This is a genomic window from Pseudoalteromonas rubra (assembly GCF_000238295.3).
In the GTDB taxonomy this organism is placed as follows: Bacteria; Pseudomonadota; Gammaproteobacteria; order Enterobacterales; family Alteromonadaceae; genus Pseudoalteromonas; species Pseudoalteromonas rubra.
This window is the reverse complement of record NZ_AHCD03000026.1, coordinates 238,100-250,782: the sequence shown is the minus strand read 5'-3', so window position 1 is coordinate 250,782 and position 12,683 is coordinate 238,100. Positions and strand designations below refer to the sequence as shown.

At 48.1% G+C, this 12,683-nt stretch carries 10 protein-coding genes; 6 read left to right on the top strand and 4 right to left on the bottom strand.

What is annotated here, in order from left to right:
* Positions 1–19: 19 nt before the first annotated feature.
* The 3 genes from PRUB_RS03725 to coaBC form a co-directional block, all read right to left on the bottom strand.
* On the bottom strand, positions 20–2,779 hold the full coding sequence (locus PRUB_RS03725; protein WP_010383686.1) for an alpha/beta hydrolase family protein: 2,760 nt from the start codon (positions 2,777–2,779) through the stop codon (positions 20–22).
* Positions 2,780–2,929: 150 nt separating this feature from the next.
* Positions 2,930–3,520, bottom strand: a complete 591-nt coding sequence (slmA, locus tag PRUB_RS03720) for a nucleoid occlusion factor SlmA (RefSeq protein WP_010383685.1) — start codon at positions 3,518–3,520, stop codon at positions 2,930–2,932.
* Between the two features lie 156 nt (positions 3,521–3,676).
* Entirely contained in the window at positions 3,677–4,876 is a 1,200-nt protein-coding gene (gene coaBC, locus PRUB_RS03715) for a bifunctional phosphopantothenoylcysteine decarboxylase/phosphopantothenate--cysteine ligase CoaBC (protein ID WP_010383684.1), read from the bottom strand.
* Between the two features lie 126 nt (positions 4,877–5,002).
* Here coaBC and radC point away from each other — a divergent pair, with 126 nt between their 5' ends.
* From radC to rpmG, 3 genes are all read left to right on the top strand, one after another.
* Positions 5,003–5,677, top strand: coding sequence for a RadC family protein (gene radC, locus PRUB_RS03710; protein WP_010383682.1), 675 nt, complete (start codon positions 5,003–5,005; stop codon positions 5,675–5,677).
* Positions 5,678–5,955: 278 nt separating this feature from the next.
* Positions 5,956–6,192 carry a 50S ribosomal protein L28 gene (gene rpmB, locus PRUB_RS03705; protein ID WP_010383680.1) on the top strand — a complete coding sequence of 79 codons (237 nt, stop codon included), beginning with the start codon at positions 5,956–5,958 and terminating at the stop codon, positions 6,190–6,192.
* A 12-nt stretch (positions 6,193–6,204) separates the two neighbouring features.
* Positions 6,205–6,360 (top strand): 50S ribosomal protein L33, encoded by a 156-nt coding sequence (rpmG, locus tag PRUB_RS03700; protein WP_005493124.1) that lies wholly within the window; start codon positions 6,205–6,207, stop codon positions 6,358–6,360.
* A gap of 365 nt (positions 6,361–6,725) precedes the next feature.
* On the opposite strand, the gene PRUB_RS03695 is transcribed toward rpmG, so the two are convergent.
* Positions 6,726–7,646 carry a manganese-dependent inorganic pyrophosphatase gene (locus PRUB_RS03695; RefSeq protein ID WP_010383675.1) on the bottom strand — a complete coding sequence of 307 codons (921 nt, stop codon included), beginning with the start codon at positions 7,644–7,646 and terminating at the stop codon, positions 6,726–6,728.
* A gap of 235 nt (positions 7,647–7,881) precedes the next feature.
* On the opposite strand from PRUB_RS03695, the gene PRUB_RS03690 reads away from it, so the two are divergent.
* The 3 genes from PRUB_RS03690 to PRUB_RS03680 all read left to right on the top strand — a co-directional run bounded on the left by PRUB_RS03690 (position 7,882) and on the right by PRUB_RS03680 (position 12,570).
* Positions 7,882–9,501 carry a DKNYY domain-containing protein gene (locus tag PRUB_RS03690; protein ID WP_010383673.1) on the top strand — a complete coding sequence of 540 codons (1,620 nt, stop codon included), beginning with the start codon at positions 7,882–7,884 and terminating at the stop codon, positions 9,499–9,501.
* 91 nt (positions 9,502–9,592) lie between these two features.
* On the top strand, positions 9,593–10,786 hold the full coding sequence (locus PRUB_RS03685) for a cation:proton antiporter domain-containing protein (RefSeq protein WP_010383672.1): 1,194 nt from the start codon (positions 9,593–9,595) through the stop codon (positions 10,784–10,786).
* A gap of 98 nt (positions 10,787–10,884) precedes the next feature.
* Positions 10,885–12,570: an alkaline phosphatase gene (locus PRUB_RS03680; protein ID WP_010383671.1), complete on the top strand. Its 1,686-nt coding sequence runs from the start codon at positions 10,885–10,887 to the stop codon at positions 12,568–12,570.
* The last annotated feature ends 113 nt before the right edge of the window (positions 12,571–12,683 follow it).

The following is a 12,683-nucleotide window of genomic DNA, read 5'->3' as shown; positions in this document are numbered from 1 at the left end:
AAGTAGCGGCTTTTTTAATTTAATCACTGCTCTCTTTGCGATAGGGGATCCCTGACTTGATCCAGTCCGCAGCGGGTTTACCCATCAGATAGTGATCAAAGTAGTCTTTCATGCGCACAGAGAAATCCACCTGATTCGGGAACTGTTTCAGATGATGCGGCTCGCCTTCATATTGTAAGAAGATGGCATCTTTATTGTGACGGCGCAGTGCAAGATAGTACTGGATCCCCTCTTGCCACGGTACCGCACCATCTTTATCACCAAACATCAACAGGATCGGTGTGTTAACTCTGTCGGCATAGAACACTGGCGAGTTTTCAATATACAGCTCAGGCGCTTCGGTCAGTGTTTTGCCGATACGGCTTTGTCCGGCCTCATACTGGAACTGACGTGCCAGGCCTGATTTCAGGCGAATGCCACTGTAGGCCGAAGTCATATTTGATACCGGTGCACCAGACACCACAGCTTTAAATATATCCGTTTGAGTGACAGCAAAGGCGCTTTGGTAGCCTGCCCAGGAGTGTCCCTGAAGGCCAATCTTATCTGGATCGGCAACCCCTAAGTCAATGAGCTTTTGCGCCGCATTCACTAAGGTTTGCGTGGATGAGCGGCCCGGATACCCAATTTCGAAGCGAATGTCAGGCAGGAAAATGGCATAACCGTTGGAAGTAAACATCGGTAAATTAGGTCTGTGGTTCAGCACCATATGTGGAAAGTCATACATGCGCTGGCTCATATATCGGTAGAAATAAAAGACTACCGGTACTTTTTTACCTGGTTGATAGTCAGCGGGTTTGATCAGTACCCCTTGTAAGGGTTCGCCATTGTAACCTTGATACTGTACTAGTTCCGGTTTTTGCCCCCAGGCAAAGGTGCTGAGCTGAGGGTTCAGGTTGGTGATTTGATGACGCTGACTAAAGGCACTATTGGTTTGCCACAGATCTGGAAACTCATGGTAACTTTGTCTGGTAAATAGCAGCGTATCTGCCTGTTTGGCTTTTTCGAGTAAGCTGTATTTCGCTTCACCTGAGGTCAGGGTGGTCAGTTTACCCGTGGCCAGGTTCAGCCTGGCAATATGTGTTTGCTTGTTGGCGAGGTTATGTGCCGACAGGTAGATGTGTTCATCAGCCGCGAAGCCGACAAAGTCTTTATCCAGTTTGATCACCCGGTATTGTGTTTGGGTTTCTTTACCGTGTGTCAGGCGTTTCGCCTGAGCCGTTTTACTATCAAAGGCCCAGATATCGAACTTACTGTAGGCATACAGTGTGCTGCCATCTCGTTGCCAGCCTGCAAATCCGTAACCCGGATTGGGCTCGGGATAGTCGTGACGATCATCTGCAAATAGCGCATCGCGGACGGCTTTGCTGATGGCCGTTTCTTTTTGCGCATGCAGGTCCTTCAGCCACAGCTGATCATTGAGGAAGTAGGCTGCGTGCTGACCGGTTGGTGATAGCGTCGGACGATTGGGTGATTCTTTGACGATAAAGCTGCGTGCACCAGTGGCAACCTGTACGGCGTAATAATCTGCATAGAATCCTTTGTACATGATCTGCTTCAGGTAGGGCTGATCGTTGCTGGCGAGCAGGAATTCGGCTTCGCGATTCACCGTAACGTCGCGCGCTGTCTCATCGCTTAACTGGGCAACACGCTGACTTTCAATGTGGTAAACCGCCTGATAATTGCGTTCCTGGTTGGTTTTCTCCCAGGTTTTAATCTCACGGGGTTTGATCTGAGCATCCTCATTATGCCAGACCTTCAGGCCTGACTGAGCCATGATAGTATCAAGGTCGGTCAGTGATGCCTGATCCTGATATTTTTTCTCAGCAGGCTTTGGGGAAAGTAACGGGCGGTTTTCAAAATAGAGCCGCTCCCCTTGCTCTGACCAGCTTACTTTAGCAGATTTTGCGCTATACCAGCCCTGTGGCTGAGGCACTTGTGTGAAACGGTCAACTTTGGCATCCCATAATCGCACCTGATAAGCACGACGACGTGTATCATCGTTTACGTAATTGCCTTCGGTAAAGGCCACCAGTGATGAGTAGGGGTGCCAGGCTATTGCGGACAAAGTCACGCCCGGCTCTGCAATTAATACGCTGGCCTGTGCCCGGCTCAGATCAAAATACTGAATTTGGTTATCTGCACCGTCCTCGCTATGCTGGCTCATGAGCACGCCATATTCCGCGGGGCTCAATGCATAGCGGCCAACCTGCTCAAACTGATACTGCTGCTGTGAGGTTAAATCCACAATCACCAGAGGATAGGTTTTGTCTTTCTTGTCTGCCGGGATCGCACTGTCGGTGTTTTTCTCTGTCTTATCTGATTTATCGGCTTCCACATCTTGTCGATAGGCCAGCCAGCGGCCATCGTCGCTCAGCTGATAGTCTTTAACAGCGTCAAAGGTGCGTTGTTCACCACTGTGTGTATTGACCAGCACCAGCGCGCGCTTGAGCTTTTTACGCGCTTTTTTGTCTGTGGTTTCTGACGTCAGCAGGCTCGGGGCCTGAGTGAAAGCAGCCCAGTTGCCTGCGCGGTTGAGTCGGGGTTTGGTGCCACGCTCTACACTGGCAATGATTTTCCTGGTACTGAGATCATACAGCTGGCCTGTGCTGTCTCCCCGGTAGGGCTGCGCGCTTAGGGCCACAAATCGTCCGTCTTCTGACAAAACCCGACCTTGGGCGTATTTAAAGTCAAAGACATCATGGAATTCCAGGCTGGGCTTGGCTGCGAGGCTGGTTGCTGACAACAGGGCGGCCGTGAGTAAAGATTTGGCAAACGTCATAATATGATTCTTGTTCGATAGGGATTGTAACTTTGTAACACTTTTATCTGAGAGACTAAACTGTGCTGCGTTGGGTGTGAGAAAAAACTGGATAAAGTCAGGCGGGCTGTGCCCACCTAACTAGGTTTGCAATAATCTGCAACAAGCGGGTTACGCCAGCCAGATACGCTGTAATTCTTGCCAGTGGCTGGCAAAGTTGGCTGCTGGCTTGGCTTTAAAGTCGCTGCGTACAAACTGATTCATTTTACCCTCAACATAGGCTAAGAAAAAGTTTGCCAAAGCGGCTTCATCACTGGCAAAGGTTTTGCCTTCGCGCAACTTGCGCTCACGGAGGACTTGTTTGAATTGGGTTTCGAGTTTTTCGAATAATCCCTGAACGCGCTCGCGCAACCTTTCCTGCTCACCCTGAAGTGCATCTCCGGTCAGAATTCGGGTGATCCCTGGGTTCTTTTCAGAGAAAGTGAGTAACAACATCAGGATATTGTAGATACGACTTTGCGTTTCTTTTTCGTTTTCCAGGATTAAATTGATCCGCGACAGTAAAGTGTCTTCAATAAATTCAATCAGTCCTTCAAACATTCGGGCTTTACTGGGAAAGTGACGATACAGTGCGGCTTCAGACACGCCGACTTCTGTCGCCAGTTTGGCGGTGGTAATACGCTGCCCTGGACTGGTTTCAAGCATTTGCGCAAGGGATTGGAGTATTTGCTCTTTGCGATTACTGCGTTTAGTCGCTGGCATGAGGTTTCCTTTATGATTATCGTTATTTTAGTAGGAGCGGGCTCAGTGGCGGTCTGTCGCTGTGCTCGCCTGAGCGACTACCAACAGAGCCCTAAACTCAATTATCTGGCCATGTTAATGCTTTATTCAGCTTCTTTCCAGTCTTTTAACATGAACTTAATTAAGTTTACCGGCAATTGCTTTAACGACAGTAAGCGCTAACTCTGACTTGCTTGCCAGTGGCAAAGATTGTTGTGCATTATCCCAAAACAGGGTCAGGGCATTGTTATTGGCATTAAAGCCAATCCCTTCCTGGCTGACATCATTGGCACAGATCATATCTAACCCTTTGTTTTTCAGTTTGCCTTGCGCGTACTGCGCCACATCTTGTGTTTCTGCGGCAAAGCCGACGGTATAGGGCCTGCGTGCTGTTAGTGCGGCAACGTCAGCAATAATGTCTGGATTTTTCACCAGTGTCAGGGTCATTTCATCGCCTTGCTTTTTAATTTTTTGCTCGGCGATATCTGCGGCACGATAATCCGCAACGGCTGCACACCCAATAAAGACATCTGAATCGGGCGCCAGTGACATCGCAGCCTGATGCATATCCCGTGCACTGTTGACTGCATGCACTGTACAGCCATGTGGCGGAGTGAGCGTGACCGGGCCTGAGATAAGATGTACGTCAGCGCCCAGCGCCAGTGCGGCTTCAGCCAGTGCATAGCCCATTTTACCAGAGCTGTGGTTACTGATATAACGCACCGGATCGAGCGCTTCACGGGTTGGGCCCGCTGTGATGGTCACCGTTTTACCGGCCAGTATAGGGGCTTCAGGGGTGAGTGCATCTAGCGCCAGTGATACCAGTTCATGGGGCTCCAGCATCCGGCCTTTGCCGACATCCCCACAGGCTTGCTCGCCCTGACCGGGACCCCAGACAATAACGCCTCTACGTGCCAGTGTGGAGAGGTTTGCCTGTGTTGCCAGGTGAGCATACATTTGCTGATTCATGGCCGGGGCAATGGCAACCGGTGCGGGGGTTGCCAGCAACAAAGTGGTAAGCAGATCATCGGCAATGCCTGCGGCCATTTTGGCGATGATGTTGCTGCTGGCCGGTGCGACTAAAATCAGATCGGCCCATTTTGCCAATTCGATATGGCCCATGGCGGCTTCGGCTGCCGGGTCAAGCAGAGAATCTGCGACGGGTTCGCCCGAGACTGCTTGCATGGTCAGGGGAGTAATGAACTGTTTTGCAGACTCCGTCATGACAACTTTGACGTCACAGTGATGGTCTTTTAATCGTCGCACCAGTTCGGCACATTTATAGGCGGCGATCCCACCGCTGATCCCCAGAAGAATACGCTTGTGTGTTTGGCTCATGCTCGGCCCCTGCAAATTAAAACTAGCGCTAAGATAACATAGCCCACCCCGGGTTTTGAATTATTCTGCCAGCTGTCTACACTCAGAGAGTCACAGTGACGTGACAGATACCAACAAGGAGGAAACATGCAATTGATGGCAATACCTAAAATGCAAAGGCCCAGAGAGCGGCTGCTAAACAATGGCGCCAGTGCACTCAGCGATGCCGAACTACTGGCCATTTTTTTACGCACCGGGATTGCGGGTATGAATGCTATTGAACTGGCTCAGTCGCTGATTGATCAAAGCGGCTCTTTGCAGGAGTTAATGAACGTACCGTGCAGCGAGTTTTGTCAATATAAAGGCGTTGGTGAAGCCAAATATGTGCAGTTGCAGGCAGTAATGGAACTCAGCCGACGTTATTTGTTGGAAGACGTGGTGCGCGATGCTCAGTTTGGTTCACCCCAGGCAGTCAGTGATTATCTTAAAATACAGCTTAAAGGGCTGCATCATGAGGTTTTCATGGCATTGTTTTTAGATAACCAGAATCGCTTGATCCGCGATGAAGTGTTGTTTTCCGGCACCATTAATGCTGCCAGTGTCTATCCGAGAGAAGTCGTAAAGGCGGCGCTGAAGTACAATGCTGCAGCTTTGATTTTTGCCCACAACCATCCCTCCGGGGTCGCCGAACCCAGTGAAGCCGACAGACTGATCACCAATAAATTGCAGCGAGCGTTGGCGTTGGTTGATATTCAGGTACATGATCACTTAATTGTAGCGGGCAGCTGCTGCCTTTCATTTGCGCAAAGAGGGCTGTTGTAGCAGGGGGAGGAGCCGTATTTGGCGTGTTTCAGCGCGCTTTCCCAGCATAAATTAAAAATAGTTTAATTTAAATGCAGTTTTTACTTTCCTAAGCGGCCATGGATCATTATAATTGGCCGCTATCAAATTTACCAATGAGCTGATTAGGATATCATCAGATCCTTGAACTCTGCCTGTAAATACTGTATAAAGAGCGCCCTTTGATTTTACCCAGGGCACACAGTTTGAAGGCCTAAGGGGAAATTAAGCTCGAGCGAAGTTATTGGAGATATATAGACATGTCTAAAGTCTGTCAAGTTACAGGTAAGCGCCCGGTTGTTGGTAACAACCGTTCACACGCGCGCAACGCAACTAAGCGTCGTTTCCTACCTAACCTGCAAACGCACCGTTTCTGGGTTGAAAGCGAAAAGCGCTTTGTTACTCTACGCACTACTACTAAAGGTATGCGTATCATCGATAAAAAAGGCATCGACGCGGTATTGACTGATATCCGTGCTCGCGGCGAAAAAGTATAAGGAGCTTAAATCATGCGTGATAAGATCCGTCTAGTTTCTACTGCTGGTACTGGTTATTTCTACACTACCGACAAGAACAAGCGTAACATGCCTGAAAAAATGGAGATCAAAAAGTACGATCCTAAAGTACGTAAGCACGTGATCTTCAAAGAAGCGAAAATCAAGTAATTCGCTTTCAGATTTGAAAAACCCAGCTCAGGCTGGGTTTTTTATTGCCTGTGTTTTATCCCTGCCTTGATACGCTGCCTGTGGCACCAGCATAGCCGCAAATTTAGTTGCTGCTTCTGGTCAAGAAACTCGCGTATTTGCCCCCTGTGGTTGTGGCCCGTGACGTGATTGCTATTTCGACCGTTCAATGACAGTCTTTGACTCGCGAGTTCAGATAAATCTGGCTGCCATCGTGTGCGCGATTCTTGTCTAACAGTGTCAGTTTGGTGATATAAAAAGGCATACATCACCTGCTGCGCAGAGCAACTAGGCGATAAAAAAGCCCTGACTGGATCAGGGCTTTTTTAGGAGTTGTTCAGCAAGCTTTATGCGAATGCATCTTGCAGTGGTGGAACAACCTGCTTTTTACGGCTCAGCACGCCATCCAGCCATACTCGGCTATTTTCAGGTGTGACCTGATAGGCAGTTGCCACAATGCTTTCGTCGTCAGAGGCGATCAGCATTTGTGAGCCTTCTTTCATAATGTCGGTTAACAGCAGTAATACTGAGTGACGACCACCTTCTTCTTTCAGCTTAGCAATATCGGCTTCCAGATCGGCCTTGATGTCATCGAATACTGATAGATCAATGACTTCCAGCTGGCCAATACCAACCAGGTTGCCATTCATGTTGAAGTCTTTAAAGTCACGCATAACCAAATCGCGTGCTGGTGTGCCTTCCACCGCTGATTTTACTTTGAACATTTCCATGCCCAGTGCTTTAAAATCTTCGATGCCCGCGATTTCAGCGAGTGCTTCTACGCACTTAATGTCTGCTGTGGTGCACGTTGGTGATTTGAAGATCACAGTATCGCTCAGGATCGCACACATCATCAGGCCCGCGATCCCTTGTGGGATTTCAACGCCATAGAAGTCGTACATCATTTTAATGATGGTATTACTACAACCAACCGGACGGATCCAGCACTCAAGTGGCGTTGAGGTAGTCAAGTCACCCAGTTTGTGGTGATCCACTACACCCACGACAGTGGCTTCATCGATGTCGTCTGGTGCTTGTGTTTTCTCTGTATGGTCAACGATATATACTTCTTCGCCAGCATAGCTAAGCTTTAATTCAGGGGCTTCAAAGCCAAAGCGGTCAAGAATAAATTGCGTCTCAGGAGAGACATCACCCAAACGTGTTGGGATCGCTTCTTCACCGATCTGGTTCTTCAGGTAAGCCAGTGCAATTGCACCACAAATTGAATCTGAGTCAGGGATCTTGTGTCCCACTACAAACATTGCCATTGACGGTTCTCCAAAAAAATTTGTCGCCATTCTAGCAAAAATTAACCACAAGGTAACAGTATAAGCTGGGCTAATCGTAGCTTTTTCAACTCTGGCCTGAAGGGAGAGTGGTTTGTATGAAATTTATGAGAATGGTCAGGAACTGATATCCATGGACCTTATAAGGGAATATAGTTTCGTTTGACAGTAAGCATGAGTAAACTGATATCCTCTTGTAACGCTCAGGGTACCTGATATGACAAATCGACTACTGCTCTTGCTGACGGCACTTGTGCTTGCAGGTTGTAACACCACGCCCCCAGAACGGGGCTATATCGTCAATGCTAAGACCAATCAGGTACTATATGGAGACAGGATAGGCCCGCTTGGGCAAACCCGGGTTACCCGGTCGCTCAATAACGTTGATCCGGCTACCTTTGAGGTGGTCGATCGCTTTGGTTATGCCAAAGATAAGCATCTGGTGTTTAAATCCGGGCGCTCTATCCCGTTCGCGGATCCTGCTACTTTTCGCAAGCTCTCACAGTATTATGCGGCAGATAAACGGTATGTGTACTTCAATGGAGAAATTGTCCGTGGTGCGAATCCGGATAATGTGCAGGTAATTGATGACTCATCTAGCTTTCAGGGTTACTTGCTCAGTGATAATAAGGTTTATCTGGGAACAGACAAAGTCTTTACCCCTTGTGACATAGAAACGTTTAAGGTTTTATCAATTGGTACATTTGCCAAAGATCAAGAATGCGTTTTTTACGAAGGGGAGCGCGTGATGGGGGCGTCGGCAAAATCATTTCGAAGACTGTATCTTGACTATGGGGCTGATCATCAGCACGTTTACTATCGAACCAAGAGAGTTAAAGGGCTTAACGTAAAAGACTTTCGCAGCTTAAGTGATGAATATGCGAGAGACAAACATCATATATATTTTCACGAGCAACGGACTACCATTTCACCTGAAGGGTTCAGGGCATTCGATGGTGCATATGCGAAAAATGACCAACACGTCTTTTATCAGGGAAGTCTTTTGCAGGGGGCCGATCCTGACACGTTCAGAGTGTATTACTTCGGGGTGTTGGCTAAGGACAAGACATACTGTTACCACAAAGGAAAGCGTACAGAGTGCGAAAAAAAGGATGAATCGTTGTCAGTGCAGGAGCGCCAGGCAAACGGACTCAAGCGATTTATTGAGATACAGAACAAGTCTATGGCGACGCGTGAAAAAGAACTTCCTGCGCGTATTCGAGAACTTAAATTAGCCCTGAATCATCGTTATCTGACCCCGGATAATGTGAATGATATAGACTTGAGCAAACTCCCCATAGGTTTCCATTTTAGATGGTTTGATACCTCTTTGGCTGAGCGGGAGGTGATGTACGAGCTACGCAATATGGAAAATGACATCGCTACTTTTGCATTGCACTCAAGCAACTTGAAAGGCGCGCTTTTTGAAAAGCGCGCTCGTGACGGTAAGGTATTGAGTGATTCAGAGATGAAATTAAATGCAGCCTTTAGTTATCAGTATACGCCTTACAAGTGCCTCTATAAATTAGGAAAATGTGAACAGGCGATAACTCCATTAGTGACAGCAGATGAACTGACAAACAGTTTACTTCAGGTGTCACCTGACAACCCTCAGGGGAAATTGGACCTGACTGGACAGATTGAACTGGTCAAGCTTCAGCAACGCGCGCCTGCTGGCGGGACGTATCATATTAGTTATGATGATGGGATCTGGACCCGGGCTGATGAACAAGGAAACAAAGAGCGTTTTATGTTTGATGAGTTTGGACTGCCGGTGTTGCATGTGCGTGAGCAAGGCGGCCTGCTCGTTGATTTGTGGTATCGCAAGTTTGAGTAAAATACGACTCAATTGCAAGTCAGCCAGTGTGATGGACGATGACTGAACCGGTTATCTATTAGTGATTATGACAAAGCCAAGGAGGCGTTGAGTGGAAACAATCTATCTGGTGCTGGCCTGGCTGGGGCTGGCCATTTTTCTGTACTCCATTATCATTCGTCAGTTGCAACGGGCTGAATTTACCGGACCAATGTGGTTTGTGCTGTTTGGTTGTGCCCTGGGCTGGTATTTTCAGGATTCGCTGACGCTGAAGGTGGACACGTTGCGTGAGTTTCTGCCTCTGGTTGAATTGATCCTGGCTATTTTTCTGTTTTCAGATGCGGCAAAAACCCGGCTCAGGGTCTTATTACATTCCTATCAACTGCCACTGTTACTGCTGCTTGCGCTGCCTCTGACCATGGGGTTTGCGGCGCTTGGCGCACATGCGTTATTGTCTTTGCCCTGGCTGAGCTGTTTTATTCTGGCCATTATGCTGACACCAACCGACGCGGCCTTGTGTCAGAGCTTTATTCAGGAAAAGCAGGTGCCGGCTCAGCTTCGTGAGGCGATCAATGTTGAAAGTGGCCTGAATGATGGCCTGTGTGTACCGGTTTTTCTTTTTTTACTTGGTAGCAGCCTGTATACCCAGCAACCCGCCGAACATTCACTGGGGGCGTTATTTTTGCACGAGGTGGGGCTCGCTTTAGTTGTTGCATTAGTGTTAACTGTCGTGTCTGTTTACCTGATTAAATTGACTTATCGTCATCATTTCTTTGCTGCTAAAAGCAGCCCGTTTTTATTTATCGGCATTGCCATTGCGGTATTTTCTGCCACCCAATTGCTCGGTGGGAGTGGGTTTATTGCGGTGTTTATCAGTGGTTTGTTGTTTGATTATGGCTTTCGAGATGCGCTTAAAGACAAACTGATCGAAGAAAGCGAGCAGATAGCCGATCTGGCGGCTTATATCCTGTGGGTTATCTTTGGGATCAGTGCCAGTATTTTGTTGTTTACTACGTTTGACTGGCGGATATGGGCATATGCATTACTGGCGGTGGCCGTGTTTCGGTTCTTTCCTGTGGTTTTGTTGTTACTGGCTTGCAGGCTGGGCTGGCGCGAGCGCGTGGTACTTGCCTGGTTCGGACCGAAAGGACTGGCCTCTGTTGTGTTAAGCCTGATGTTGCTGGGGTCGAACCTCCCTCACAGTCTTTTTATTACGAAGATCACGACGGCCACTGTGCTGCTGAGCATCTTTATCTTTGGTGTGAGCGGCCACCTTGCGGGTACTTTTTTGATTAAAAAACAATAGTGCCCGAACAAAAAGTGTCACTCAGGTGAAATAAAAAAGTCATCAAGTGTCCCTAGACTGTGCCCCGGCTCAGATGATTACGTTTTAGGAACACTACAATGAAAAAAAAGCTATTAGCAGTGGCGGTCTCTGCCGTCTTATTGACCGCATGTAACGATGACGACACCAAAACGGTTGAAGTGATCAAAGAAGTTGAAGTTGTTAAAGAAGTTGAGGTTGTTAAAGAGGTTGAAGTTGCGCCTAAGCCTGTTACTCAGGTGAAGAATATTATCCTGATGATCGGCGATGGTATGGGTGCTCAACAGGTTGGTTTACTTGAAGAGTATGCACGTCGCGCACCAAACTCTACCTACAACAGCAAAGACAACCAAACCGCACTGTCTAAGCTTGCTAATGGCGGTCACCTGGGTTTATCTCTGAATGCACCACATGGTGAAAACGGCAGTCTGGTTGTTGATTCAGCGTGTTCGGCAACTCAGCTTGCGACTGGTAAAGCGGCTGGCTCTGAGATGATTGGTCTGGACGACCAGGGTTATGTAATTGAAACAATCCTTGAAAAAGCGAAAAAAGCGGGCAAGGCGACCGGTCTGGTTTCAGATACACGTTTGACCCATGCGACGCCGGCTGCATTTGCTGCACACCAGCCACACCGCTCTTACGAGCCTGAAATTGCCGTAGAGATGGTAGAAAGCGGCATGGTGGATGTCATGCTATCAGGTGGTGCGCGCGTGTTTATTCCATCAGATATTAAAGAAGATGCGGCTGATCAAGAAGTACTTGCTAACCTGGGTATGCCAGCCAGCGTGTATAAAAAGTCGAAGCGTAGCGACGACCGCAATGTGGTTGTTGAGGCCAAAGAGCAGCACGGCTACGAACTTGCATTCGACAAAGCGCAGCTCGCTGATGCCGATACTAATAAACTACTTGGTTTGTTTGCAAACTCGGGCATGGCAGATGGTATTGCGTACAGAGATTGTAAAGCAGACAACAGCTGTACTCAGCCTTCTCTGAAAGAGATGACAGTAAAAGCTCTGGACATTCTGTCTAAAGATGAAGACGGCTTCTTCCTGATGATTGAAGGCGGTCAGATTGACTGGGCTGGTCACGCTAATGATGCTGGCTGGATGCTGAATGAACTACTGAAATTTGACGAAGCAGTAGAAGCAGTCCATGAGTGGGCGAAAGAGCGTACAGATACGCTGGTTGTGGTGACGGCTGACCACGAAACGGGTAGTTTTGGTTTCAGTTACTCAAGCCACAATAAACCTGAAGCGGTTGACCTGCCGGGCGATGGTATGCAGGGCAAGCAGTATAAGCCGAAGTTTAACTTTGGCGGCCTTGAGTTACTGGATATCCTGTACGGACAAAAAGGGACTTTCTATGATGTGATTGGTCACGTAAACGGTGATTATGACTTTAGTAACTCAACGGATAAAGAGTGGCAAGATGCGATTCAGCTGTTCACACCTTATCAAGTCACCATTGATGAAGCAGCGCGTATGAACGAGTTTAACGGTTACAACAGTGATAACGTGCCGCTGCCTAAGTTTGATGATTTCTCAGACTTCTATGTGTATGGCACTGAAGACTACACTGCTAAAATTGGCCGCATCGTGGCGAAACAGCAAAACGTTGTTTGGGGTACAGGTACCCACACGGCTGCACCAGTGCCTGTGTATGCTTTCGGTCCTGAAGGCGTGACGGCACAATTTTCAACGTTACAGCACCATGTTGACATCGGTACCAAGATGATCAAAGCACTGGGTCTGGCTGACGCTGAGTAAGCACCGGCTTTTTAGGGATAATCCATAATAACAAACATAAAAGGTCGTCAGATCTTATTGGGCTACAGCATTGCTGTGGCCTTTTTTGTTCTACTCAAAACGCAGTCAAAGAA